Source organism: Candidatus Borkfalkia ceftriaxoniphila, assembly GCF_004134775.1.
In the GTDB taxonomy this organism is placed as follows: Bacteria; Bacillota; Clostridia; order Christensenellales; family Borkfalkiaceae; genus Borkfalkia; species Borkfalkia ceftriaxoniphila.
Map to the genome: position 1 here is coordinate 448,179 of NZ_SDOZ01000002.1, position 25,793 is coordinate 473,971.

18 protein-coding genes and 3 tRNA genes are annotated in these 25,793 nt (G+C 53.7%); 5 read left to right on the forward strand and 16 right to left on the reverse strand.

Annotated features, from left to right (window positions below; translation table 11 throughout):
* Nucleotides 1–75: 75 nt before the first annotated feature.
* From ESZ91_RS02185 to ESZ91_RS02235, 11 genes are read right to left on the reverse strand one after another with little or no spacing between them, the layout of a single operon-like run.
* Nucleotides 76–2,079, reverse strand: coding sequence for a hypothetical protein (locus ESZ91_RS02185; RefSeq protein ID WP_129223678.1), 2,004 nt, complete (start codon nucleotides 2,077–2,079; stop codon nucleotides 76–78).
* A gap of 9 nt (nucleotides 2,080–2,088) precedes the next feature.
* On the reverse strand, nucleotides 2,089–2,982 hold the full coding sequence (locus ESZ91_RS02190; RefSeq protein WP_129223680.1) for a hypothetical protein: 894 nt from the start codon (nucleotides 2,980–2,982) through the stop codon (nucleotides 2,089–2,091).
* A 2-nt stretch (nucleotides 2,983–2,984) separates the two neighbouring features.
* On the reverse strand, nucleotides 2,985–4,412 hold the full coding sequence (locus tag ESZ91_RS02195; protein ID WP_161971011.1) for a glycosyl hydrolase family 28 protein: 1,428 nt from the start codon (nucleotides 4,410–4,412) through the stop codon (nucleotides 2,985–2,987).
* 49 nt (nucleotides 4,413–4,461) lie between these two features.
* Nucleotides 4,462–5,922 (reverse strand): hypothetical protein, encoded by a 1,461-nt coding sequence (locus ESZ91_RS02200; RefSeq protein WP_129223684.1) that lies wholly within the window; start codon nucleotides 5,920–5,922, stop codon nucleotides 4,462–4,464.
* Between the two features lie 37 nt (nucleotides 5,923–5,959).
* Nucleotides 5,960–7,495, reverse strand: coding sequence for an ADP-ribosylglycohydrolase family protein (locus ESZ91_RS02205; RefSeq protein WP_129223686.1), 1,536 nt, complete (start codon nucleotides 7,493–7,495; stop codon nucleotides 5,960–5,962).
* Nucleotides 7,496–7,523: 28 nt separating this feature from the next.
* Nucleotides 7,524–9,974, reverse strand: coding sequence for an Ig-like domain-containing protein (locus ESZ91_RS02210; protein ID WP_129223688.1), 2,451 nt, complete (start codon nucleotides 9,972–9,974; stop codon nucleotides 7,524–7,526).
* Nucleotides 9,975–9,994: 20 nt separating this feature from the next.
* Nucleotides 9,995–10,993, reverse strand: coding sequence for a carbohydrate ABC transporter permease (locus tag ESZ91_RS02215; RefSeq protein ID WP_129223690.1), 999 nt, complete (start codon nucleotides 10,991–10,993; stop codon nucleotides 9,995–9,997).
* A gap of 25 nt (nucleotides 10,994–11,018) precedes the next feature.
* Complete coding sequence (locus ESZ91_RS02220; RefSeq protein ID WP_129223692.1) at nucleotides 11,019–12,437, reverse strand: ABC transporter substrate-binding protein; 1,419 nt, start codon at nucleotides 12,435–12,437, stop codon at nucleotides 11,019–11,021.
* Nucleotides 12,434–13,750: a hypothetical protein gene (locus tag ESZ91_RS02225; protein ID WP_129223694.1), complete on the reverse strand. Its 1,317-nt coding sequence runs from the start codon at nucleotides 13,748–13,750 to the stop codon at nucleotides 12,434–12,436. The genes ESZ91_RS02220 and ESZ91_RS02225 overlap by 4 nt, the downstream gene beginning before the upstream one ends.
* Before the next feature lie 9 nt (nucleotides 13,751–13,759).
* Nucleotides 13,760–15,175 carry a hypothetical protein gene (locus tag ESZ91_RS02230; RefSeq protein WP_129223696.1) on the reverse strand — a complete coding sequence of 472 codons (1,416 nt, stop codon included), beginning with the start codon at nucleotides 15,173–15,175 and terminating at the stop codon, nucleotides 13,760–13,762.
* Entirely contained in the window at nucleotides 15,172–16,014 is an 843-nt protein-coding gene (locus ESZ91_RS02235) for a carbohydrate ABC transporter permease (RefSeq protein WP_129223698.1), read from the reverse strand. The genes ESZ91_RS02230 and ESZ91_RS02235 overlap by 4 nt, the downstream gene beginning before the upstream one ends.
* Nucleotides 16,015–16,126: 112 nt before the next feature.
* Between ESZ91_RS02235 and ESZ91_RS02240 the strand changes: the two genes are divergently transcribed.
* Entirely contained in the window at nucleotides 16,127–17,044 is a 918-nt protein-coding gene (locus tag ESZ91_RS02240) for an AraC family transcriptional regulator (protein ID WP_161971012.1), read from the forward strand.
* On the opposite strand, the gene ESZ91_RS02245 is transcribed toward ESZ91_RS02240, so the two are convergent.
* The 5 genes from ESZ91_RS02245 to ESZ91_RS02265 form a co-directional block, all read right to left on the reverse strand.
* Nucleotides 17,041–18,948, reverse strand: a complete 1,908-nt coding sequence (locus ESZ91_RS02245; RefSeq protein ID WP_129223702.1) for a type 1 glutamine amidotransferase family protein — start codon at nucleotides 18,946–18,948, stop codon at nucleotides 17,041–17,043. The genes ESZ91_RS02240 and ESZ91_RS02245 overlap by 4 nt on opposite strands.
* Entirely contained in the window at nucleotides 18,945–19,598 is a 654-nt protein-coding gene (locus ESZ91_RS02250) for an SGNH/GDSL hydrolase family protein (RefSeq protein ID WP_129223704.1), read from the reverse strand. The genes ESZ91_RS02245 and ESZ91_RS02250 overlap by 4 nt, the downstream gene beginning before the upstream one ends.
* 265 nt (nucleotides 19,599–19,863) lie before the next feature.
* A tRNA-Glu gene (locus ESZ91_RS02255) sits at nucleotides 19,864–19,938 on the reverse strand.
* 38 nt (nucleotides 19,939–19,976) lie between these two features.
* A tRNA-Met gene (locus tag ESZ91_RS02260) sits at nucleotides 19,977–20,054 on the reverse strand.
* Nucleotides 20,055–20,066: 12 nt separating this feature from the next.
* A tRNA-Met gene (locus ESZ91_RS02265) sits at nucleotides 20,067–20,143 on the reverse strand.
* Between the two features lie 205 nt (nucleotides 20,144–20,348).
* Here ESZ91_RS02265 and ilvB point away from each other — a divergent pair.
* From ilvB to cimA, 4 genes are read left to right on the forward strand one after another with little or no spacing between them, the layout of a single operon-like run.
* Nucleotides 20,349–22,004, forward strand: a complete 1,656-nt coding sequence (gene ilvB, locus ESZ91_RS02270) for a biosynthetic-type acetolactate synthase large subunit (RefSeq protein WP_161971013.1) — start codon at nucleotides 20,349–20,351, stop codon at nucleotides 22,002–22,004.
* Nucleotides 22,005–22,008: 4 nt separating this feature from the next.
* Nucleotides 22,009–22,524 carry an acetolactate synthase small subunit gene (gene ilvN, locus ESZ91_RS02275; protein WP_129223708.1) on the forward strand — a complete coding sequence of 172 codons (516 nt, stop codon included), beginning with the start codon at nucleotides 22,009–22,011 and terminating at the stop codon, nucleotides 22,522–22,524.
* A 16-nt stretch (nucleotides 22,525–22,540) separates the two neighbouring features.
* On the forward strand, nucleotides 22,541–24,208 hold the full coding sequence (gene ilvD / locus ESZ91_RS02280) for a dihydroxy-acid dehydratase (protein WP_129223709.1): 1,668 nt from the start codon (nucleotides 22,541–22,543) through the stop codon (nucleotides 24,206–24,208).
* A gap of 16 nt (nucleotides 24,209–24,224) precedes the next feature.
* Nucleotides 24,225–25,793 carry a citramalate synthase gene (gene cimA, locus ESZ91_RS02285; protein ID WP_129223711.1) on the forward strand — a complete coding sequence of 523 codons (1,569 nt, stop codon included), beginning with the start codon at nucleotides 24,225–24,227 and terminating at the stop codon, nucleotides 25,791–25,793.

Sequence of the window (25,793 nt, forward strand, 5' to 3'; positions counted from 1 at the left end):
TTCTCCTGACTAAAACGTTTTAGTAAAGATATTATATCATAACGATTTCAAACGGTCAAGGAAAGAGAAGGTCATTTACGAAAATTCCGTTTCCACCACCTCCATGCCGCGATTGGGAATGCGCAGGGTCATTTGCGAGCCGCGAACGGGGATACGGAAGCCTCCGTACTTGGTGACGGAGCGCGCGGAAACGATCTGTCGGCGGCATTCTATGCGCGGCAGCGCGTAAAAGTAAGCGCGGTTATCCGCATAGACGCGGTAATTCCCTTCCTCCGTCTTCACGATCGCAACGGTCACGCGGCTCTTTTCGCTCGCGGCATACGGGAGTTTGCAGGCTGCGACGAGCGTTTGGCAGACGCGCCTGAAAAATCTGTCGTCGTAACGGGCGAACGACAACATTTTCGTCCAGAGCGCGCCTTGACGCTCTTCGGAAAAATCGGGGGATACAGCTTTTTTTGCGGGCGCAAAGAGAGTCCCTTGTTTTTTACGGCCCGTATTGTACGCCGCAAATACGCTTTCGCCCCGTTCGCCTCGATGCCTGTATATGAAATCGGCTTCCCGACCTTCGATCAGCGCGCCACCGAGCGTAAAGACGGGCGCGTCCGTACGGAATAACAGCGCATTTCTATCCGTATCCGAATAAAATTCGGGATACAGCAAAAGCAAAGGTCCGCCGAAACTCCGCGCTTCGCGCGGCTGCGCGGCGCCAGCTATCGGCGCGCCGTAAAAGAGAAGTTCCGAAAGCATCTTATGCGCGGGATAATTGCGCGTCTTTAAAAAATATCCGAGTTCTTTTTCCAACGCCGCCGTTTCGCAAACGCAAAGACAGCCGAGCGGCGCAAAGCCTTCGCCGAGTTCCGCCCGCTTCCATAGCGTAAAGATCTTATCCCATTCCTCACGCCCGATGCCGTCCGAAAGGCAAAAAAAAGCGCCCGAAAGCGTGGGAACAAAGGCGCCGCGATTCCAGATCGCCAGCGAAGAATTGCGGTAGACCGCCCGCGCATATTCGGTCGGCGCGTCGCGCAATACGTCCCATTGTTCGTTGGTGTCTTTGAGCGACGATAGATCGAAAAGAGGCAGATCGGGCATACATTTTTTCAGCAGAAGCTGCATCGCCCAAAATTCGTAATGCCATTTCGCCCGATCGGCGAGAGAGTTTGCAAAACCGCCCTGATCGGCTTCGCCGTAGACGGACATGCACGCGGAAACCTCTTCCACCATACATCCGTCCGACTGCGACAGATCGATCTTGCGGTAATCGAGCCCGTAGCGGTAGTACGCCTCGAAAGGTTCGCGCGTCCAGCAACTGTTGAAAAAGACCGCTTTTCCCGCGCCTTTCACCGCGCGCAGGATCACATTATAAAATTCGCCCCACCGCTCCGAAAGAAACGCGAGCCATTCCGACAGACGTTCGCGGAATATAAAATCTGCGCGCTCTTTTTCCCCCGCGCGCAAAATATTTTCGGGAAGATCGCCCTTGTACAAATATTGCCCGATCATATCGTCGGAATAGTCGCCGTTCTGCACGGTGAGCCGCGCGGAGGAAATGCCGTCGGCAAGTTGGACCCCGTCGAACCCGTAATCGCATAAAACTTCGACCAATTTTTTTGCCAGAAAATCCTGATAGTACCGCCCGTCGGGAAAGCGTTTCAGCATATGCAGCGAGCGGTTCAAACTGCCGTCGCGCCGATGTTCCCAAAGTTCGGGATGCGCCGCGCAAAAGGGTTCGACGACTTCATTGCCCTCGTCGTCAGGATAACAAAACAAATTAAAAAAGGATAGAAAAACGCGCACGCCGTACGATCGCAGCGTATGCACGAGCCCTTTGAGTTGTTTCCCCGTCCACTTCTGCCGCGCGCGCTCCTCGTTACAGGGGTGCGCCTCGTACGAACAGCACATAGGCGAAAGTTCCCTTTCGCGAAACGTTTTCGCATCATGCAAATTGACGAAATCGACGGAAGAGATCAGCAGGGAAACGCCGTCGGGCTTTTGCGGAAGACGGGACAAAAATTCGCCCGTTGCAAAATCGCTCTTTTGATTGTCAAAACCGATCAATTCGATCCAAAACCACTTTTCCATAGTTTCTCCTTAAAATACCATGAGGACGACGGCGACGATATCCGCGAGGATGCAAACGAAATTGATTTTCGAGATTTTTTCCTTGAAAAACAGCCTGCCCATGATCGCCGCGACGAATATGGAAATGCCCGTCGTAGCGGGATACAGATACGACGCGGGCACCGTTTTGGCGGCGAGCAGCAAAAGCACGCTTCCCGCGCGCATGATGACGGTCGTAAGCGCGATCAATCCCAAACTTTTGGCACTTACGCTCTTTCGGATAAGCAGAGAATATCCTTCTTTTTTTCGGTTGCAAAGAACGTTCACCGCGAGAAGGACGCCGACGACGACGGCGATGATCGCCGATTGCCAGAAAGAAAATTGAAACGTATTCAAGGCGCCCTCGCCGATCTGGTGCGCTTTGGAAAATATACTCACAAAACCGTTGCTGACGAACGCGATCAGACACAATATGTAAAAAACAGCCGTGTTCTTTTTTTCCTCCGTCTTTTCGGTGGCGGAAAAAATCATGGAGGCGATCAGAAGGACGACGCCCGCGATTTTGAAGGCGGACATCTGTTCCTTTAAAAACAATACGCCGTACACGGTGGGAAAGATCATGCCGCCCAACATCAGAAACGCCGTAAAGACCGCAAGTTTTCCGTACGTGACGGCTTTCAGCCCGCACAGGGTATAGAGCGTGGAACAGAGCGCCACGCCCGCCGCGAGCCAAAAAGAAAAGGCGGTAAATCCCACCTTTCCCAGACAGACAACGGCAAAGAGCATTGCGGAAAACAGCCCCATGGCGAAATTGTAAAACAGATCGCCGTAATTGGAGGAAGGAAGTTTGTTTTTATAAACTTTGGACAGCGAAAACTGCCCGCCTACGGCAAGCGCCGCCAAAGAGATCCATAAAAAGCCCATACTTAGATAAAGCGCAGCAGATGCGCGTGCGTTCCCTCCACATTGCAGTCCTCTTTCCCGACTTTTTTCCCGAAAACAACGAGATCGGATACGAGAATTTCTTCGCCCGTAAAGGGAGCCTTGAATTGAACGCGCAGCGCGGGCAAATCGCCGCCCGCGTCCCCTACGGCTCGCACGCCGATAAGGCTCACGTTTTTCAGGCTGCCCGCCCTGCCCTTTCTCTCTTTTTTAAGCAGATCGTCATACCAAAAATAATTTTCGTCGTTGATAAAGTATTCCGAATTTTCCGCACAAAAGAGCATAGGCACATGGCGCTTTCCAAACCCGTCGTATTGCTTTTCGGGTGGATTGTGGATCACTTCGGGCAAGGAATCGCTCTGATATTCCACGCGCACATTTTCAAACGTCACATCGGAAATTTCCGCAAAATCGCCCGCCTGGATATCCAGCGCAACGGCGGAATTATGGATCAGATCGCAGTCGGTAAAGGAAATGCGCCGATAGGCGGGGGCGACCGTTTCCAATCCGATCTCCAGCGTCCGCCCCCAGCCGCACCAGCAAATTGTGTTTTCCACGCGGATATCTTCCACGCATTTGTCCTTGTACTGCAAGATCCCTTTCAAGGTGATCGCGTCGTCGAAAGAACGGATAAAGCAGTCGGAAATGATGACGCGTCGGCTATTTACGATATCCACGCCGTCGGTGTTGTACTTATAATGCCCGACGAGTTTTATGTTTTTTAAAGACACGTCTTCGCAGTCGAACAGATTGACGACCCAGATGGCGGAATCGCGGAAGACCACGCCGTCGAGCGTAATATCCGTACATTCGTAAAACTTGGCGCAGCCGTTCGTGTAATTTTCGTAACAGTGCATACTCTTGCGCGTTTCCCAGCCGCCGTCCACGATGCCGTTGCCGAAAATACGGATATCCGTTGCGCCTTTAGCGTAAAAACTTCCGTGCACGATCGCGTCCCTGTGCATAAATACGCGGTCGTGACTTTTTAACTCGATCTTGCCGACGCGGTGCTCCCCCGCGCCGAATACGAGCGTCGGTTCGCCGTATTTCGCGAAATTTTCCGCGCGGTCGGCGAAAATATGCAGGGCGTTGTGCTCTCCGTCCGTTTCGAGCACGTATTGCCCCGCTCTCGCGATCGTAAAGACCGCGCAGCCGTTTTCCTTCCGCACGCGGACGTTCGCGGATAGCGGCCGCACGACGGCATTTTGAAAAGGTTTTTTGACGCAAACGCGCATTTCCGCATCTCCCGAAAAGGGAAAAGCGACGAACGACGCTTCTTCCGTCTGCTCCAGGGGACGCTGACGTCCCTGCCACCACACGTTAAAGGGCAGAGCGGACACCCTGCACGCATGTACGGCGCAACTTTCGCCGTCGATAAAGACGCGATGCAATTCGGATATTTCTCGATCCATTTGAATTTCTCCCGAACGATCCCTCCGCATAAGCAGCGGAGGGATCGATTTATGCTTTTTTCTTTTTGCAGACGAGCAGCGCGGCCGCCGCAATCGCCGTTAAGGCCGCCGCCGCGGACGGCGCGGCAAGATTGCTTTGGCAGGAAGGTTCCCCGCCTTCGCGGGGAACGTAGTTTCGATCGGGATCGGTCACCTGAAAAGCGATCGTCGCGAACGCGTCGTCCAGATATGCGGACGTCGCGCGGAGAATGACTGTACCCGCTCCCGTGATCTTTAAATATTTTTCGCAAAAGATCTCCGCATTTCCGCTCACGACTTCGAAAACCACCGAATTGTGTTCGGGCACATATGAATTGGATTTCACTTCGGCGATCAGACGGAACGGCTGCGTATACACGGTCATCCCTTCGAAAGAATTTGTGAAAGCGACGGAAGAAACGGCAAGTTCGGTCGCTTTAAACGGGATCTCCTGATAAATTTCCGGATCGTAAAAGGAGGACGCGCGCAGGACGATCTCGTCGCCGCCGTTCACATACAGGAGATTGCCGTTTTTGATCTCTGCATCGCCCTTCATTACGCGGAACACAGCGCGGTGATATTCGGGCAGGTTGGGAGAAGTGACGATATCCGCGGCTAAGGCAATGGGTTTATCGGAAACGACCGCGGTTTTCAGAGGCGCGGGATCGACGCTCGCAGAAAGGACGGTAAAATTATAGTCCGCAATAGTGCCCCCGCTTAACTTGATACTGTCGAAATTGACGGAAAATCCCGTCTTTTCCGCGACGTGCGAAGTCGCCGTATAACCGACATAACCGCTAAAATCCAGCCCTTCGTACTTGCAATACGCAACATTCACGTCCTTGCCGTCGGGAAACCCGAGATAGACGATCAGTTCGCCCGCGGAAGTTGCGACGAGCCGTACTTCCAGTTTAAAATCGTATTCGATATAGCCGGCGAGCGCGTTGTCCCGCGTTTCGGTGAGGTAGACAGGTTCCGCCGCTTCGCCGTGGTCGTAGAGGAAAAAGCGAAAACTGTCGAGCATGAAGTATACGCACTCGTTTTTAGATGCGTTCTTTTCGGGAAGTCCCAGTAAAGCGCCGAACTCCACGTCCTTCGCGCGGTTGTCTTTGTTGTTCTGATAGACGACGAAAGAGGTGTCGAACAGAGTGTAATTTTCCCGATCCGCGCGGGCGGGATCTTTACTAAAGCGCACGTTGGATACGGCGCGCGCCCCTTCGTACGCGTCCCCTCTGACCGTAAAATCGTTGGAGATATTTAACCCCGCGGAAAACGAGATCGGATCCGCGAACGCGGGCGGATCGGTCGGCGTGAGATATTTTTCCTGATAAAGCGACCAGTTGCCCGCGTTGTACTCAGACATCGCGTCCTGTAAGACATAGTTGACGTACTTGCCGGAATCCGCCCGCGCCCCGACGGGAGCCAGAAAAAACGATGCGGCGATCGCCGCGAGCAAGGCTAACAGCGCCCTGCCCATGAATGTTTTTGACATGTGATCCTCCCCTTTTGCTCTTGATGAAGTATGTATTTTATTTGGCGATTTCCAGACAGTTGCCGTTAATAAAAGTCATGGGAACATAATTCCTCGTCATGCGGCCCTCGCTCCTGATCTCCATGACCAGATCGTAACGGCCGCGCAGCAACGACTGCGGCGTGAAACGGATCTCAAGGCGGCTCTCGTTGAAACTGCCGTGCAGATGCTCGATCCCCACGCAATGTTCCGTGCCGCCTTCCATGACGAATTCGGCGGGAAAATCCAGAAACCGCACGGTGAGGTACTGCGGGTCGAAGAGTTTATTGATAAAGCGCAGCGACAGCGTCTTTTCTTTTCCTTCTTTGAGCGACACGAAATTCTCATCGTACTCGACGACCACGTCGTACAGCGTAAATCGATCGCGCGTGGCGCGGGGAACGTCGCCGAGAAGTTTTTCGAAAGTATTCCAGTACGGTGCGACGACGTCGCCGTTTCTGTGCAGTTTTGCGGCGCTCTCGATGGTAAAGCCTCCCTTTGCCGTCACGTCGCAGTACTCGTTGAGCATGACGGGCGTCTGGCGGATGATGCGTTCGGCGAACTCCGTGACCGTTTTGGGAAGCCTGAGCGCCGCGTCGATGCGCAGACACCAGGTCGAAATTTCATCGGAACAGCCTTTGACCCATTTTTCGGGTAACTTTTTCTTTCCCAAAACGATTCCCAGAAGCGCCGCGAGCGTGCCCGCCGTGCAGTCGGTATCCTCACCGCAATCGGTGGCGAGACAGATGGAGCGGGCGAAATCGCCCTCGCCGTACAAAAGCCCAAGAATAATGATTCCGACGTTGCTGGGCGCATCGTAGCCGTTTTCACCGACAGGGACGTCCTCTTCGGGCGTCTGCCCTTCGAAATAGCCCCCCATCATGCCGAAACTTCCGGGTACGGTCCGGAATAGCACCTTTCTCGCCTGTTTCCAGTCCATCCCCTTGCCGTAACATTCGATCACGGTGCGGACGCCCTTCGTGATGCCGCAATCTTCGGGAATATAGGATAAACCGATCTCAATGAGTTTCATGGTATCCGATTCAACGAACGCCGCGGACTGCATCGCCGCGAGAAACACCGCGGAATACACGCCCTCGCCGCTGTGATCGACCATGGCGTCTTCCAGGGCGAAACGCGCCGCCACGTCGGGATGACCCGCCGCAAGACATGCCCATATTTCCGTACGGATCCACGCCCCGTTGCTGTCGCGGTTGCGGTTTCTCAAATGCCCCGAAAGAGGGGGCCGAATGCCCATGCGGAAATTATTTTTGCCCGTGCCGTACTCGGCGAGGCTCGCCGAAATATATGTGCTCCAGTATTCGGCAAGCACCTGCGCGTCGAGTTTTTTTCCCTCCATTTCCACCGCACGCAGCCAGACGAGTTGCAGGTCCACGTCGTCGTTGGGTATGGGTTTGGAGGTATCCTGCGTGTAAAAATTCACGTCGTGCACGCCGCGGTAACATTCGAAAGGCGCGCCCAGCGTTCCGCCGATATTTTTGCCGTACAGGCAGCCCAAAACCTTGTCTTTGTAATCGTTGAATTGAATGATCATGTCAGTCCGTTGCTCCGTTAAATGCTGATTATTTTGCTTTTTTTCTGAATAACAGTACGGCTATCCCCGCAGCGGCGAGTCCGAAAATCGTGGAAACGCCCGCGACTGTGGAACCGCACCCGCCCTTTTCGGTCCCATTCACCGTGACCGCGCAAGTCGCGCTGAACGATCCGTCCTCGCTGGTTACCGTGATTGAGGCCGTGCCCGCCTTGACGGCGGTGACGACGCCTTTGTCGCTTACTTTTACAATCGATTCGTCCGAAGATGTCCACTTGACGCCCTTGTTTGTCGCCGTTTCGGGAGAAAGGCTCGCTTTCAGCGTTTCCGTTCCGCCGACGTCCAGCGTCAATGCGTCTTTGTTCAAAGAGATCCCCGTGACGGGTACGACGGGCGCTTTGACCGTTACGGTGCAAGTCGCCTCTTTATATCCATCGGCTGTCAATACGGTGATCACGGCGGTGCCCGCCGCCTTGGCGGTGACGGTGCCGTTTTCGTCCACCTCCGCCACGTTATCCGCAGACGAACTCCACGAAACGCTCTTGTTTCCCGCGTCGGCAGGCAAGATCGTCGCCGTCAACTGAAAGGAATCGCCCGCGTCAAGCGTTTTTTCCGTCTCCGACAGCGTTACGCCCGATACGGGTACCGACACGGTAACGGCACACTCCGCACTCTTGCCGTTGGATGAGGAGGCAGTGATCTTCGCCTCGCCCTTGGCGATCGCCTTCACCAAACCGTTTTCGTCCACTGTGGCGACGGACGGATCGGAAGAAGCCCAGACGACGTTTTTATCGGTCGTATTCTCGGGGGAAACGGTCGCGTTCAGTTGCAACTGCGCGCCGACGCCTATCACCGCGCTCGTCTTGTCGAGCGTCACCGTTTCCGCCTCGACGGGAACGAGAATGTTGCAAGAGGCTTTCAAGCCGTTCTCCGTCGTCGCGGTGACGACGGTACTGCCGCTCTTTTTCCCGGTCACAAGTCCGTTTTCGTCGACGGTAGCGACGGTTTCGTCCGAGGAAGTCCATGTAAGCGTTTTGATCGTGGTATTGTCGGGCTTCACGGTGGCGGTGAGCTGTTTGCTCTCGCCGATTCTGACGGAAGCGCTCTCATCTGAAAGCGAAACGCTTTCAGCGTCTACCTTCTGCGCCGAAGGCAGCAAAATGTTTTGAAACGCTATACTTCCCCCCGTGCTCTCGCCTGCGATGGCGACATCGTCCGCCGTCACGAAAAAGGTTATAAAACCGTAGAAACCGATGCCCGTATATTCGAACGTCGCATCTGCGTCGCTCGGGTGATCCGTTTTATACGTTACTTTGAGCGAGCCGTCCTTTTTCCCTATCAGGGAAACGTACAGCCTGCCTATGCCGCCGTCGTTCGCGGAAAATATTTTGCTCGCGTCGCCGATGGTCGTTTCATGGACGATCGCGTCCGTGCCGTTCCCTACGGAAAGATCCAGACCCGCCATGGGAAGTTTCCCGCAAATCGCAGTCACGCCCTCCGTTGCGGGAGTAGCCGTCTTTTCGGGCATACCGAACGCAAATCCGAATTGCAGTCCGCTCGGGATATAATTTCCCGCGGAGGTCGTGAGCGCGATCTCAAACGAACTCGTGAACACGTCCGCGTCGTTCGGCAATCCGTCCGTGGATACGGGCAATTCGCTCACCCATTTTTTGGAGAACGTGCCGCCCTTTGCAAAATCCGTCTGCGCAGAGGAGCGGTTTTCGAATTTGTCCGCGAGAAAAAGTTCCGCGTCTTGGTTGGCTATCACGTTTTCGCGTTCGGCGTCTTTTTCCATAGACGTCATATCGAGGTTTGCCTGTTCGCCTTTGACCGAAATCGAATTGACAGTCATCGAAAAACCGCTCCTGTCCGCCGCATAAGGCGCGAAAGAGGCGATCCCGTCGGTATATTCGCCGTACGTTTTGTCATCGAGAAGCACATAGCCGCGGCTGACGGGCGCGTCCGTCCCCTCTACGATCTTGGACGCGAGGCCAAAATAGAAATGCAGCCGCGTTTTCGTGATCTCGTATTTAAAAATGTAATTTGCGCCCGTAAACCAATCCCCGCCCAATTCCAGCGAACGTGGATTTGCCATCGGCTGATCGGTTGTGGCGTCGTAAATGACGAGCGCGCCCGCCGATTCGCCGCCGACCTTATTCACCGTGACGGCGGAATCTACGAATAGATTAATTTGCAGAAAACTGCCCGCATCGTCGATGCCGATATACTGCTGCGCGATCCAGCCGTTGCCGGGCGTGACGCCGGAAACGTTATATGTGACCGAATATTCACCTGCGAGCGCTTTTTTCGTGCGTACCTGCGCGGTGCCGTTTTCGCGGAATCCCTCTTTCGTCTGTAAAACGGTGGCCATGGAAAGCGCTCCGTCCTCGGGCGTTTCCGCCGCAAAGGAGACGATGCCCGCGCCCGACAGGGCGAATACGAGCGAAAGCGCCAAGATCAGCATAATCCTTCTTTTTTTCATCTTTTCCTCCGAATAATTTGTTATACTTCCACATCTTCGTAGATGCGGTTGAGCACTTTTCTCGCCAGCAGCATGAGCGGAATGGATACCATCGACAAGATCACGCTGATGGTGGCGGAATAATACATATCGCCCGAGCGCAGCGTCTGGATCGCCATCAGCCCCAGCGTACCCGTGCCCGCCTGTCCCCCGTTTGTCAAGAGCAGGGAATGCATATAGACGGAAAACGGAATGCCGACGCTCGTCATCAAGATCATGGACAGCGTGGGCCACATGATAGGCAGTGTGATATGGAAAAATTCCCCGACAAAGCCGATGCCGTCCAGATGCGCCGATTCGACGATCTCCGCAGGCACGCGCGTCATGGCCCCCCACATCAAAACGGCGTTGTAACCGATGCCGACCCAGACGCTGTACATATACAGAATGGGCATGGCGAATTTTTCGTCTCTGAGCCAGATGGGGACCGTTTCGCTCGTATAGCCGAAAATGTGCATCAGGATCGAGTTGAGCGGGCCCTCGCGGATGGAGAGCATTTCGGAAAACGACTGTGCAAGCACCGCGGGCGGGATCAGGTTCGGCAAAAAGATCATGACGATGATAAATCCCGACGCGGGTACTTTTTTATACAGAATGTACGCCGAAAGCAACTGCAAGGGAATGGCGATCAGAAACGTGACGGGCCAGTAGCCGAACGAATTCCAAATAGACTTTATAAAATTATCGCGGTTGACCGCCGTGAAATTGCGGAAAAACTTAGCGAAGTTTCCAAACCCCACGAATTTTTCTTCGTTGGTGGAAAAATCTACGTTCTGGAAAGTCATCAGTATGCCGTCGATGTTGATATAGACCGTAAATACGAGAAACTGCGCGATGGGCAGCGCGAGCATACAGAAAATAAAGAGTTTGATCTTCCAGGGATTTTTGATCTTTACGCTCGAATGCTCTAAGAGCCCGCTCTTTTCATAATGCTGTTTGATCTTATTTTTTACGCCGCCAAGAATATTTTTCAAAGCCATTTTCCGCCCCCGTCGCTTTTGTATTTCAGCCGACCTGCCAACTGTTCCATTTGTCCTTGACTACCCGATAATCTTCCTTGGCAAGTTCGGCGGCTTCGCTCATCGCCTGTTCGTATGTCAGACTTGCCAGAGCCGTGACGGGTGCGCCGTCGTTGCACATCCACATGGACGATTCTCCCGCGAGCCAGATATCGGACGTGCTGACCGTATAGATCATACGTTCTGGTTTTTCGGAGAGAAGATCGAACACGGTACTGGCAAAATAATTGCTGCCGAAATCGCAATTTTCGGGATTTTTCAGAGTAAAGGGACGCGTCAGGCCGTCCGTCGTTTCGACAAACCGTTCCAGACTTGTCTGCGTCAGCATAAATTTCATGAAATCCAGCGCAATGTCCGCATTTTTGGCAAGTTTGGGCACGACCATCACGCCCGTGCTGGAAGTGCGCACGTACCGGGAATCGTTGCCGTTTTTATCCCTTGCGTCCCCATTGATATGCGGGGTGGGCATGATCCCCATGCGGAACCCCGGATAATCCACGAGATATTCGCTCATTTCTATCTGCATCCAGGGACCTGAAACGACCATGGCGGAATTCCCCTTCAAGATCTCCGCCTGCGCGTCGAGGTGGGTATAACCTCTCGACTTGCCGTCTACATAGCGGCGGCCCTTGGAATCGGTGCCGTGAATGATCTTGGCAACTGTCTGATATACTTTCGTCCTTCCGGACTCCTGCGCCTGATATACTTCGGCGTTTTCGCAGTCCAGAAAATCGTACATCGCCTGCGTGCCTTCGTACTGCGCCAGCCAGTTTTCCATGACCCCGGGGAAATAGCCCTGATTCGCCGCTCCGCAATAGGTGAGCGGATTGACTTTTCCGTCCGTATCGTCGCGGATCTTTTCGCACAGTCTGAAAAACTGATCCATCGTTTCGGGAATTTCCCAGCCGTACTGATCGAACATATTCGCGTTATACACAAAACTCATCGCGTTGTCCTGCCAGGGTATTCCGTATACTTTCCCGTTGACGGTAAAGTAATTTTTGAGTTGTTGGTTGACAAGATCGTCCACCGTGTCCTCGCCCTCGACGGTTTCGTCATAGAAAGACGTAAGATCTTTTAACAAATCGTTTCTGACCATATAACGGTAATACCCGCCGCCGAACACGCAAAGATCGTCGGCAAGGTTGGCGTTTTTGGTATCGAGGCGTTGCTTTACGGTCTCTTCGATGTAAGGATCCCCCTCCAATTTGAGATACACGTCGGAATGTTCCGCCTCGTATCTCGCCTTGGCGTCCTCCATCCAGGAGGTGCCGAAACCCGCCGCATAAAAGGCTACTTTTACGACGGTCTTACCCGCCGTTTCATCGTCCTTTTTGCACGCCGCCATAGGCAGGAACATACACAGCGCGAGCACCGGCACGAGCATTTTCCAGATTTTTTTCATAGATCGTTCTCCTTATCAGACAAATATTCGAGCAGCACGAACGCGCCCGCGCCGCTTTCCAGTTCCAAAGAAATCGTCGAAGCAGACTTTTGCCGTTTTCCTCGGTAATACACCGTTGTCCCGTCGGCGTTCATCTTTGCCGAAACCCGCACGTTCCGCTTTTCGATCGGGTCGGTGAAGTTCGCGATCAACAGCGCGTACGTTCCTTCTCTTTCGAAAATGCCGACGACGCAGGGGGCGTCCGCTTTCAGTCCCGCGATCGCGGGATGCGCGGAGAGCGTATGCTGCAGTTGTCCGAAATTCGCATCGGGCCCTCCCGCAACCATCGCGCCGCACCAACGATATTTCAAAAATTCCTTCTCGAACGCGCGCACTTCTGAAATCACTTGCCGCATGGAATACCATGCCTGCGTCTTGCCGCCGTCGCGGAGGACGAGCGCGCTCGTGATATTTTCCGCTTCGCCGTTGCTCAGAAGCGTCCAGTAAGTGAACGTCTGCATTCCCGTGCATCCGTAAGCGAGAGAGGTATAGACCTGCCAGGCGATATCCTCGTATGCGCGGACGGTCCTATAAAAGAGGTGCCCGATGGTGAGCATGAAATTATAGAAAGGCTTACCCGTCCTTCTGGAACATTCCGCAAAAATTTCCAGATTGCGCAGATAATCCGCACGCATCACGTTCTCGTCGTTTTTTTTGTCATAGATGAGCGCGTAATGGTCGTAACTGAGGATCTGCGGATCAACAATATCGATAAAAGCATTCACATAGTCTTTTTCGTAATCGAAATTTTCTATTCCCTCATCGCCCGAAAGTTGTTCCGCGTTGGCGTACGTGGGCAGAAGATTGACGATAAACTCTTTTCCGGGATAGCGCCCGCAAAACCAATCCTGCACGGTGCGGATCGCAGTGAATTTCGAAGCGGGCGGCTCGTCGGATGCGAGAATGCCCGAAAATGCAGGATATTTCGCATATTCGTCGAAACGATCGCAGATCGCGCGCTCCTTTTCCCGCAAAAGCCGTTCGCAAGACTTGCCCGATCTTTGCAGATCGTCGATGATCCCCTCGATCGAGCCGTCTTGAAACTGATCGCGCACCAGATAATCCATGCCGACTTTTTCGGCGGCGCGCATACCCGCGATATAGTGAGGCACCTGATTTTCGAAGAGTCCGATCGCGCGGTCGAAACCGCAGTCGATCATGGTGCGATAATTTTTTTCGTCGATATAATTCGGATTGTCGGCAAATTCCCCGTTTCCGACTTTGGCGGGCGGCGGCGAAAGATACGCGACAAAAAGTAATTTACCTTCGTTCATGTTTGCTCCTTATACGGGTATTACGAACCAGCCCTCTCCAGAGCCGAGTTCGAAGGTTGCTTTCCCTTTACTGAGAGGACAGACGAGCGTGCGCCCTTTTTTATAGACGACGACTTTTTTCGCGTCGTTGAATTTAACCGTGACGGCCGCCTTTGTGTTATCGGCAGGGTCGGTTATGTTGGAAAGAAGAAATCCGTCACGCCCCTCTTTATCTTTGAAAGCGCCGATGATCGCGTCGCCCGTCGTGGAAACGGACGCGATACGGTCGTGTTCTGTCAGGGGCGTTAGCATCATATCCACCATGGGATTGCTCTCATATTTGTCCGCGACGACGGGCAGAGTCCCCTGCCAATCGAAATTCATATAGACGTTTTCAAAGGCGTTCACTTCTTTCGTGACTTCCTGCATGGCATACCAGGCGGGAAGTTTCGTGCCGTCCCTGTCGACGAGCGCGCCCGTGATCTTCTCGCTCGCGCCGTTGCTCAAATTCGTCCAGTAGGTGAACGTCTGTGCGCCCACGGCGCCGTATGCCATCGCCGTATACACCTGCCACGCGATGTCGCGGTAGTATTCCATCGTGCGGTAATTCCAGTGGCCCAGCGTCAGCAGAAAAACGTAAAAGTCTTTATCCGTCCGCGCCGCCTCGTTAGCAAAGTATTCCAGATTTTGCAGATACGTCGCGCTGAGTCTGTTGACCGTGCCTTCTTTGGAAAGGGCGTAATGGTCGTAACTCAAGACGGAGGGATCCACATGTTCGTTGAAATATTTTACGTAATCTTCGCCGTATTTTTTATCGCTGGCGTTCGTCCCGAACAGTTGCGATGCCGAAGCGTAAGTCGGCAGAAGATTGACCTGAAATTCGGTATCGGGAAAATTTTCGCGGTACCATTTGTTCATCACCGCGATCGCGTCGTAGCGCTTTGTCGAGGGTTCGTCCACGGCGAGGACTCCGGCAAAACTTTCATGCTGCGAATACTCGTCGAAACGCGCCTTGATACTTTCCTTCTGCGCTTCCAGCATCGTCTGCGCCTCTTGCTCGGAATTCGCCGCGGCAATGATCCCTTCGATACAGCCGTCTGCGAAACTGTAATCGCGGACGTAGTATTTCATGCCGACCTGTTCGGCGAGATCCATGCCTTTTAGGTACAGTTCTTTCGTATTCTCGTACATACCCGTCGTATAGTTGAATCCGCAGTCCGCCATGTTCCGATAATGCTCCAACGTCATATAATCGGGATTGGTGGCAAATTCTCCCGACCCCGAATTGGCGGGCGGCGGCGACATATACGCAACAAAGCGGAAAGGCTCCGCATCGGGATATATGGGCACGTCCTTCGAATCCGCCTGAAATTTTCCGCACGCCGCAACGGGCAGCACGAGCGAAACCGTCAATAAAAGACACAGCCCGCGAACGATCTTTTTCATCCTTTCAATCCCCCTGTTACCGTATTGTTGATGATGGTCTTGTGCATACAGACAAATAAGATCACCATGGGCGCCGTCCCGATGATCATGGCGGCGAACATCTGCGTGTACGCGCCCGTCGTGGAGGCGGTGATCGAAAACGCCTGCAATCCCGTCGCCAGCGTTTTCATTTCGGGCAGATACATGTACGGCGTGTAATAATCGTTCCATGACCCGACGATGCCCATAAAGATGATCACGCCCAGGGCCGCCTTCGTCATCGGAAGGATGATCCTGAAAAAGATCAGGAATTCTCCCGCGCCGTCCAGCCGCGCCGCCTCCGCGTACGTTTTGGATACGCCCTTGAAATAGGCGTACATGATCAGAAAAGAAAACCCGAACGGCCCGCCGAACATGAGCAGGATGCCCCAAGTGTTCACGAGACCGAGATTGACCATCAGTTTGTAGGTAGCGGCTCCGCCGCCCAGCGAGGGAAACGCCATCGCTGAGATGGCGACGACCACGAGAAGATTTCTGCCCGTAAAGCGGAACCGCGCCAGCGTATACGCCGTCACCGATATGGAAGTGACGCTGATGACCGTCGCCCCCACGCTCAAAAGCACGGAATTCAATAGCATCATGGGAAGCGTCGTTTCTCCCGCGCGCATGGTAAACGCTTTCGCGAAACTTTGCAGCGTAAACACTGAGGGAAGCCCCCACCGATTGTCCACGTAATCCCCGTTTGTCTTGAATGAATTGAGGATCATGTAATACAGCGGTATCGTCAGCGAAAGAATGTATAACATGAACATCGCAAAGGATACCCAGAGAAATATTTTTACAGCTTTGCTTTCTTTCATTTTCTTCCCTTCATCTTTGAATTTTCATCTTGATTTTATCATAAGAATGTGGTATGATTATAGCATCAATAAACCATTATATTGTATAAACGTTTCAAATGCGAGGTTAAACATGTATCCGAAGAAACTTCCGAACCATACTACGGAAACCTTCCGACTGGAAGAGCGTCTGCCCGACAATACCAGCATCCGCAAGGCGTACTATCACAAAGATGATTATCCCATCAACATGCACTCGCACAATTTTTACGAGATCAACATCGTCGTCGAGGGCAACGGCGTGCACTATATCGAGGACAATCTGTGTCTGGCAAAACCCGGCGACGTGTTCGCCATACCGCCGAAAAACCGTCACGGTTACTGGTCGGAAAACGATCTGAACATTTTTCATCTGCTCTTACCCCACTATGTGTTGGAAAAATATTCGGACGAGTTGGAAAAGTTCTCTGGCTATCATACGCTCTTCGAAATCGAGCCGTATATCCGCAAAAACTACGACGAGAGTATTTTTTTACATTTAACGGAGGAACAACTTGCAAGGCTCCGTCCCGAAATGGAAAATATTCTCTATGATTTACAGCAGGAGGAGAGCGAGGAGAGCAACCTCATTTTCGAAATGCGCGCCATTCTGCTCATCTGCACTCTGTCGCGGCTGATCGACACAGATTACCGCATGCAATTGCCGGACACCACCCAGCCCGACGCGCTGTCGATCGTCAAGACCATCGAATATATGCGCAAAGAATTTTCCGAAAAAATTTCCATCGACGATCTGGCGCGCAAGGCAAATATGTCGCGTTCCACCTATTTAAGGCGCTTTACAGCCATCTGCAAGACCACTCCCACCGAGTATCTGGCGGAAATACGCATCAAAAAGGCTTGCGAACTTTTAAAAAACGCCAATCTTTCCGTTACCGACGTGGCGCAGGCATGCGGATTTTTTGATTGCTCGCATTTTATCCGCGTTTTCAGCAAATACCGCGGCACGACGCCGCGAAACTATCGGCAGACGATTCTGACCCGATTTTAACGGCGTTTTTTTTTCAACTCCACCGTTTTCAGTTCCAACGGCGATAGCCAAAACTGCTGTCTCCCGCCCGCAATATGCAGCGTAACTTCGTTTTTGGCTGCATATGAGGTGTTCAGAAGATACAGTTTTTCTTCGCCTGTGACGTCGTCGTAAAAGAGAGAGAAGCGGACGCGGTCGCTGCCCGTCACGCGGATATCCGCATCGGCATGCGAAGCCGCCAAAATCGCTTTCACGATCTGTCTGTACAAGGGCATCACGGCGGGCGCGCCGGGATAGTTTTGCGCGGTCAGAAAGATCGACGTGCCTTTGCCGAGACTGTGCTCGACGACAACGGGGATATGCGGCTCGGCGGGAGGTTGAAAACTGTCGGAAAAGACGCAGCGCGCCGTACCGCCGCACAGCGTCACGCGGACGTAATCGGCAAAGCCCGCGGCGTAATTCGCGTCGCACCACAGATTGCTCGTGCCGGGATAGCGAAGATTTTTCACAAAACTGTCTTTCCCGAATTTTACGCCGCTGTTGATGCGCAACGTTTCGCCCGCCTTGCAGCCGAACAGTTCGCTCCAATCGCCGCCGCAAATATATCTCGCAGCGCCGCCGCGGACGGGATTTTCATTCAGATGCGCCGCGCAAGCAAACAATACGCCGCCGCCGCGCACGTATTCCGTCAACTTTGCGTATAACTCTTCCGTCATTGTGTTCCAGCCCGCAAACAGCAGATAATCGTACCCCGCGAGAACGCGCAAGGGACTTTCCACGGGAATGACGTCGTACGTCCCGTATGCGGGCGCATTATTCAGATCGAGCCCGTCAACGGCAAATGCCGACGGATCGTGCCAATCGCGGCAGCGGAATATTTCGGATAAAATATCCCAACTCTTTTCGGCGTCGCCGTTGCCCCACGTTTCGCGTCCGAACTGGCACCAACTGCTGCCGCCCATAAAATCCGTGTATCCGTCTGCATTTCCCGCAAGAAAGGCGACTTTTGCAAGCGGACCGCAGGGCGGACGGGGATTGTTTTCGATAAAATTTTCGAAGTTTTCCGCCGCCGCGCGATAGGAGCGGCATAGATCGCTGTTTTCGTCCAGATCGTAGCCGAACGATTTGATCTCGTGATTCCCGCTTTCCAAAAACGTAAGGTTGGCGCCCGACAAATACAGATATTTATAGGTCAGTTCCAGCCGTGCGCGTTTGAGTTCGTCCTCGTGACGGTAGCCTCCGTACCATTCGTTGGCGATAAATCCGCCCCAGTTTTCACGGCCGTAGCCGATCGCCGCGCCGCGCGTAAAAGGGATCAGATTTTCGGGATTCCCCGGCAACACTTCCAGAATCGGAGTGCGTATTCCGCCCTCCATCTCGTAGCGCGAAAGCGCGGTCGCCTCTACTAAAAACGTCTTTTTCAATCCGATCTCATCGTCGTATGCAGTCATACTTCGAATAAACCGCACAAAATTTTCTTTTGCCGCGAGCATATCGTTAAAATCTTGCGGGGGCATTTGCAGGGCGATCACTTCGCTGCCTTCTACGTAATAGCCCTTGTCCTTCGCCGCTTTGTCGCTGCCCGCCTCGCCAAAAAATTCTCCGAGGAACAGATCGCCAGCGAGTTCATCTAATTTTTGCACCAAAGCCGCGTTCAAATGGCTTCTTTTCCCTTTGGGCGGGAATTGGTAGGCATATAAAAATCCGAAATACAGATTTTTTTCTTTCGCGAACTTCGCCAGCGCACAGTACGTTTCGTCCGTCATGGGTCTGTCGGGCTGACAGCGCACGATAAAGGTATTCGAGCAGTTGCGGACAAGTTTTTCGACGTCTTCGACCACCATTCCGGGATTCATGACGTGTTCGCCGTAACTCACGCCGTTCAAAAGCAGCGAGGCGTTCAGGGTATTGATCCTCTTTCTCATTGCGATTTCTCCATGGCCCGTAAAATTCGTTCGGCGATCTCCCGCATTCCCCTGTCGCCGGGATGCGCGGCGACGCCCGTATGCGAAAACAGACCGCAAGCCTTCATCTCGTCGCGCGCGCCCAGATCGTTCAATTCCGCCAACGCACAGCCTTCCGACTTCGCCAATGCGCGGATCTCGTCGTCCACCACGGGACTTTCCCAAAAACAAGTCGTCAAAATCAATTTCGTATCTTTGCGGCGGCAATAATCGAGCAGTCTTTTATAAGTTTGTGTAAATTTGCCTTTTTGTACGCGTTCGGATGATACGTTTTCCCCCAACCTGCCGACGATGAGATCGGGTCCAAAATCTTTTACCGCGCGAAATTCGGCGAAAGACGACGGTACCCTCAAAAACTCCCGTTCGAAATCCGCTGCCTGTACGATGCAAAAACGGACATCGTGCATTGCATCGTACAGCAGATGCACATAATCTTTTTCCGCGCACGACGCCGCCATTCCGCAGTCAGAAAACCAACCCAGAGCGGGCGCACGTCCGTGGCGGGTTATGGAATTGCCGAAAATCAGTACTTTACGCTTTCCGTTTCCCAAAAACGTAATATGTTCGTTTTCGGGCACTTGTCCTTTTGAACAGACAGAATTTTCTTTCATAACTGATCGATTCCTTCACGAGTTTGTATATAGAGTATCATGCGATTTGACAAAATTATAGTTAAATCACTTCAATTTGTTGTACAATTATTCCAAAAAAGGCGGGCAAGGAATTCCTTGTCCGCCTGAAAAGCGATATGAAATTTATGTTTCGTCCTCTATCGTAGCCGCGATTACGGCCCTGTCCCACGTGCTTCATTTAAAATATTTTGATGTATGAAAAAAAGCCGCTCTGTAAGAGCGGCTTTCCGAGAAAATATTTGTTTGGTGACCCCGACGAGAATCGAACTCGTGTTACCGCCGTGAAAGGGCGATGTCTTAACCGCTTGACCACGGGGCCGAATAAAAACCGCAAGAAATGCGGAATAAAATTGTCTTTGGTAGCGGCGGTGGGATTCGAACCTACGACCTATCGGGTATGAACCGATCGCTATAACCGGGCTAAGCTACGCCGCCATAACAAAAAATTGGTTGCGGGGGCAGGATTCGAACCTACGACCTTCGGGTTATGAGCCCGACGAGCTACCGAACTGCTCCACCCCGCGATATTGCCATCTCTTAAAAGATGCTTTCTTATTTTATCTTATACGCCCTCTTTTGTCAACTGTTTTAGATGAACTTTCAAAATATTTTTTTCACTTGCCGCCCTTTTTCGCATGGAAAACAAAACACTTGACACTTCCGCCGTTTTTTATTACAATATTTTTTGTATATATAATGATAGTCAAACAATTACGGGAGTTTTTTGTCATGAAATTGAGCGGAGCGGATATTATCATACGCTGTTTGAAGGAACAGAACGTCGACACCATTTTCGGATATCCCGGAGGCTGCGTTCTGGATATTTACGACGCTCTGTATAGGGACGGCAGTATCCGCCACGTTCTGACTGCGCACGAACAGGGCGCCTCGCACGCCGCGGACGGCTACGCGCGCGTCAGCGGAAAGGTGGGCGTGTGCCTCGCAACTTCGGGTCCGGGCGCGACCAATCTCGTGACGGGCATCGCCACCGCGTACATGGACAGCATCCCCCTCGTCGCCATTACGGGCAACGTCACTCTCGCAAATCTGGGGCGCGACAGTTTTCAGGAAGTGGACATCGCGGGCATTACCATGCCCGTGACCAAACATAACTATATCGTCAAGGACGTGCGCGATCTCGCGCCGACCATCCGAGAGGCGTTCTTTATCTCAAACTCGGGAAGAAAAGGCCCCGTTCTCATCGACGTGCCCAAAAATTTGCAGACGGAACTGTGCGAATTTACGCCCGCCGAACCCGTACGTTATGAGCCCAAAAAGGTGGAACCCGAAAGCGTGCGGCAGGCTGCGGAGGCGATTGCGAACGCGAAACGCCCTCTTATCATACTCGGTGGCGGCGCGATCGGCTCGAATGCGGGCGAAAACATATGCGCTTTCGCCAAGAAATTGCAGGCGCCCGTCGTTTCCACGCTGATGGGGCTGGGCGCGTATCCCGCTTCGGCGCCCGAATTTTTGGGAATGCTCGGCATGCACGGCACCAACGCGGCCGCGCAGGCGTTTTTGTGTGCGGACACCGTGATCGCGCTGGGCATGCGCTTTTCAGACCGCGTGGCGGGCGACCGCAAAAAGTTCCGCGAACAAAAGACGATCGTGCAGTTCGATATCGACGCCGCGGAGATCGACAAAAACGTGGAGACCGACATTTCCGTAATGGCGGACGTGAACGAAATATTAAAGACGATCCTTCCCCTTTTGCCGCAAGCCGAACGCAAAGACTGGCTGAACGAGGCGATACAGGTCAAAAAACGCGACGAAAAGGACAACCTTTCTCCCCTGTTCGCCCGCAAGATATTGCAGACGGCATGCAGACTGACGCCGCCCGACACGCCCGTCGCGACGGACGTCGGGCAGCACCAGATGTGGACGGCGCAATTCTACGGATTCGAAAAGCCGCGCACGTTCGTGACCAGCGGCGGTCTCGGAACGATGGGATACGGGTTGGGCGCCGCCATTGGCGCCTGCGTCGCTTCGGGAAAACGCACGTTTCTCGTGACGGGCGACGGCAGTTTTCACATGAATCTGAACGAACTGTGCACCGCGGTTTCGCAAAACCTTCCTTTGATCATTTTATTGATGGACAACAACACGCTCGGCATGGTGCGCCAGTGGCAGACGCTCTTTTACGGCAAGCGCTATTCGCAGACGACTCTGAACCGCAAAACCGATTACTGCAAACTGGCGGAAGCCTTCGGCGCGAAGGGCATGACGATCGCTGCGGAAAAAGATATAGAGCCTGTCCTCAGGGCGGCGCTCGCGGAGAACGGGCCCGTGCTCATCGACTGCAAGATCGGCATCGACGACAAAGTATTGCCGATGATCGCCCCGGGAAAATCCTTCGACAGCATCATCACCGAGATGGGAGAGTAAAAAAATGACGTATACGATCATGGCGCTGGCCGCCAACAAGAGCGGCGTTCTCACGCGGGTGAGCGGATTGTTCGCGCGCCGCGGTTATAATATCCATTCCATATCCGCCTGCTCGACGGAGGACGAAAACTTTTCGCGCATCACCATCGAACTGGACGGCGACGAATACATGCTCACGCAGATGGTCAAGCAGTTGGACAAACTCATCGATATCAAAAAAATTACGTATGCGGACGAAAAATCCTGTATATTCCGCGAACTTTGCCTGGTAAAAGTGAAGGCGAGTCCCGAAAAGCGTTCGGAAATTATAGAGATCAAAGAAGTTTACAAGGCGAAAGTCGTCGACCTGTCCCCCGCGAGCATGATCCTGGAGATCACGGGCGAGCCGAACAAGATAGACGGCTTTATCCGCGTGATCGAGCCTTACGGCATCATGGAAATGGCGCGCACGGGCGTGACAGCATTGAGCCGCGGCGGCGTGTGTATCAAAGACCTGAACGACTATAACGATTTAATCTGAATCAGAGGTATATAAAATGAAAAACAATATTTTTGCGGAAGGCACGGCAATGTCCTCTCAGCGCTCTTTGTTCAAGGCGCTCGGTTGGACGGATAACGAGATGAAAAAGCCCATTATCGGCATTATTTCGGCGCAGAGCGAGATCATTCCCGGTCATATGCACCTGGACCGGATCGCCGAGGCCGTGAAAGAGGGCGTCATTGCCGCGGGCGGCAAGCCCGTCGTCGTTCCCTCCATCGGCGTGTGCGACGGCATCGCCATGGGGCACGAGGGAATGCGCTATTCTCTCCCCTCCCGCGAAATCATCGCCGACAGCGCGGAGATCCTCGCGCGCGCGCACGCATTTTCCGGCCTGGTGTTCGTGGGAAACTGCGACAAGATCATACCCGGCATGCTCATGGCGGCGGTGCGGCTGGATATTCCCGCCGTATTCGTTTCGGGCGGCCCCATGCTCGCGGGCAAAATGCACGGCGAGCGGCTTTCCCTCTCCTCCATGTTCGAGGCGGTGGGCGCCTATAACGCGGGCAGGATCGACGAGGACGAACTCGGAAGGTTCGAATGTTCCGCCTGCCCCACCTGCGGCTCGTGCTCGGGTATGTTCACCGCGAACAGCCTCAACTGTCTGACCGAAGCGCTGGGCATTTCCCTGCCCGGCAACGGCACGATCCCCATGGTTTACAGCGCGCGTCTCGCGCTCGCGAAATGCACGGGCGAGGCGGTCATGCACCTCGTCAGGGAAAATATCCGCCCTTCCGACATCATTACTCCCAAGGCGGTCAGGAACGCGCTCGCGGTGGATATGGCAATCGGCGCCTCCTCCAACAGCGTACTGCACCTTCTGGCGCTCGCCAACGAAGTGGGCATGAGCGAGGAAGATTTTTCCCTTGATATCATGAACGAAATGGGCTCGAAAGTGCCCAATATATGCAAACTCGCGCCCGCGGGCAAAGATTACATCGAAGATCTGAACGAGGCGGGCGGCATTTCCGCGGTAATCAAACAACTGATCGACGCGGGGCTGTTCGAAGGCGACGCCCTGACGGCGAGCGGCGTGACGCAGGCGGAGCGCGTGAAGAATGCCGAAGTTCTGGATAAAAATATCATACGCCCCATGGACACCCCCTATTCCGCCAAGGGCGGTTTAGCCATCCTGAAAGGCAATCTCGCCCGTGAAGGCGCGGTCGTGAAAAAGAGCGCCGTGGATAAAAAAATGCTCAGACACAGCGGCCCCGCGCGCGTATTCGACAGCGAAGAGGCGGCGATGGAAGCCATCTCTACGGGCAAGATCGTCAAGGGCGACGTGGTGGTCATCCGCTACGAAGGCCCGATGGGCGGCCCCGGAATGCGCGAAATGCTCTCCCCCACTTCCGCCATCGTCGGCGCGGGACTGGGCGCGGACGTCGCGCTCATCACCGACGGGCGCTTTTCCGGCGCGACGCGCGGCGCGGCGATCGGGCACGTGTGCCCCGAGGCGGCGGCGGGCGGCGTCATCGGCGTCGTCGAAGAGGGTGACATCATCGATATCGATATCGAAAATAACCGTTTAGACCTTCGCGTGGACGAAAAGGAGATCGAGCGCAGGCTCGCAGCCTTCCGTCCTCTCGAAAAGCCCGTGACGGGGTATTTAAAGCGCTACCGCGCGCAGGTGTCCTCTGCGAGCCGCGGCGCAGTCTTCAAAAAGTGAAGATAAAGGAGGGCAGATGAACACGAAACTACAGATATTCGATTCCACCCTGCGCGACGGCGCGCAGAGCGCGAACATTTCCTTTTCGGTCGAAGACAAACTGAAAGTCATCGAAACGCTGGACGAGTTGGGCGTCGATTTCATCGAGGCGGGAAACCCCTATTCCAATCCCGCGGAAATGCAATTTTTTCAGCGGGTGCAGGCGTTGAAACTCAAACGCTCCAAATTGGTGGCGTTCGGCTCCACCCGCCGCAAAAACATTTCCTGCGAGGAGGACAGCAATTTAAAATCCCTGCTCGCCGCGAACACAGAATATGTTGCGATCTTCGGCAAGAGCCACATTCTGCACGTCACGGAAGTCATCAAGGCGACGCCCGACGAGAATCTTTGCATGATAGAAGAAAGCGTGCGTTTCCTCACGGAACACGGCAAAAAAGTCATATTCGACGCCGAACACTTTTTCGACGGCTATAAAGCCGACCCCGCCTACGCTTTGTCCGCACTGGAAAGCGCGGCGGCGGGCGGCGCGTGCATACTGAGCCTGTGCGACACCAACGGCGGGCTGTTCCCCGACGAGGCGGAAACGATCGTGCGCGTAGTGGCGGAAAAGTTCCCCTCGCTCGTCGTGGGCATCCACTGCCATAACGACGGCGGGCTGGCGGTAGCCGATTCGGTGGCGGCAGTCTGCGCGGGCGCGCGGCATATACAGGGTACTTTTCTGGGATTCGGCGAACGCTGCGGCAACGCGAACCTATCGACCATCATCTGCAATTTACAACTCAAATGCGGGTATTTGTGCCTGCCCGCGGAAAATATGCAAAAGATCTACGAATGCGCCATGACCATTGCGGAAACGGCGAACATCGCCGTGCCGCAGAACGAACCGTATATCGGCATGAACGCCTTCGCGCACAAGGCGGGCATGCACGCGGACGGCGTTTTAAAATGCGCTAACTCGTTCGAGCACGTCGATCCCGCTGTCATCGGCAACAAACGGCGGTTTTTGCTTTCGGAGATCTCGGGAAAGAGCGCAATCTACGATAAAATCAAAAATTATTTCCCGAAAGTGGATAAAAACGGCAGAGAAATGGCAATCATTGCGGAAGAGTTGAAAAATCTTGCCGTGCAGGGCTACCAGTTCGAAGCGGCGGAAGCGAGTTTTATCCTGCGCGTTTCGCGCATTCTGGGACATTATACGCCTTCGTTCGAATTGATCAACTATAAAATCATCAACGAACAGCCCGCCATCGAGGGAAAAGTCGCGACCGCGGTCGTCAAGATCCGCGTCAACGGCGTCACGCGCATCGCCGCCTCCGACGGCGAAGGCCCCGTGCACGCAATGGACCTCGCCCTGCGCTCCGCTTTAACGGAATTCTATCCTGAGATCGCAGGCACGGCGCTCGTCGATTACAAGGTGCGCGTGCTCAATTCCGACAAAGCCACCGCGGCGAAAGTCCGCGTACTCATAACCACGGTCAACAGCACGGACAGTTGGACGACGGTCGGTGTTTCCGAAGATATCATCGAGGCCAGTTGGATCGCGCTCACCGACTCTATCGATTACGCTTTGATGAAAAGAATGTAA

Coding starts and splice junctions, on each gene's coding strand:
- ESZ91_RS02185 (WP_129223678.1), bottom strand. CDS start 2,079: ATGGAAAAGTGGTTTTGGATCGAATTGATCGGTTTTGACAATCAAAAG.
- ESZ91_RS02190 (WP_129223680.1), bottom strand. CDS start 2,982: ATGGGCTTTTTATGGATCTCTTTGGCGGCGCTTGCCGTAGGCGGGCAG.
- ESZ91_RS02195 (WP_161971011.1), bottom strand. CDS start 4,412: ATGGATCGAGAAATATCCGAATTGCATCGCGTCTTTATCGACGGCGAA.
- ESZ91_RS02200 (WP_129223684.1), bottom strand. CDS start 5,922: ATGTCAAAAACATTCATGGGCAGGGCGCTGTTAGCCTTGCTCGCGGCG.
- ESZ91_RS02205 (WP_129223686.1), bottom strand. CDS start 7,495: ATGATCATTCAATTCAACGATTACAAAGACAAGGTTTTGGGCTGCCTG.
- ESZ91_RS02210 (WP_129223688.1), bottom strand. CDS start 9,974: ATGAAAAAAAGAAGGATTATGCTGATCTTGGCGCTTTCGCTCGTATTC.
- ESZ91_RS02215 (WP_129223690.1), bottom strand. CDS start 10,993: ATGGCTTTGAAAAATATTCTTGGCGGCGTAAAAAATAAGATCAAACAG.
- ESZ91_RS02220 (WP_129223692.1), bottom strand. CDS start 12,437: ATGAAAAAAATCTGGAAAATGCTCGTGCCGGTGCTCGCGCTGTGTATG.
- ESZ91_RS02225 (WP_129223694.1), bottom strand. CDS start 13,750: ATGAACGAAGGTAAATTACTTTTTGTCGCGTATCTTTCGCCGCCGCCC.
- ESZ91_RS02230 (WP_129223696.1), bottom strand. CDS start 15,175: ATGAAAAAGATCGTTCGCGGGCTGTGTCTTTTATTGACGGTTTCGCTC.
- ESZ91_RS02235 (WP_129223698.1), bottom strand. CDS start 16,014: ATGAAAGAAAGCAAAGCTGTAAAAATATTTCTCTGGGTATCCTTTGCG.
- ESZ91_RS02240 (WP_161971012.1), top strand. CDS start 16,127: ATGTATCCGAAGAAACTTCCGAACCATACTACGGAAACCTTCCGACTG.
- ESZ91_RS02245 (WP_129223702.1), bottom strand. CDS start 18,948: ATGAGAAAGAGGATCAATACCCTGAACGCCTCGCTGCTTTTGAACGGC.
- ESZ91_RS02250 (WP_129223704.1), bottom strand. CDS start 19,598: ATGAAAGAAAATTCTGTCTGTTCAAAAGGACAAGTGCCCGAAAACGAA.
- ilvB (WP_161971013.1), top strand. CDS start 20,349: ATGAAATTGAGCGGAGCGGATATTATCATACGCTGTTTGAAGGAACAG.
- ilvN (WP_129223708.1), top strand. CDS start 22,009: ATGACGTATACGATCATGGCGCTGGCCGCCAACAAGAGCGGCGTTCTC.
- ilvD (WP_129223709.1), top strand. CDS start 22,541: ATGAAAAACAATATTTTTGCGGAAGGCACGGCAATGTCCTCTCAGCGC.
- cimA (WP_129223711.1), top strand. CDS start 24,225: ATGAACACGAAACTACAGATATTCGATTCCACCCTGCGCGACGGCGCG.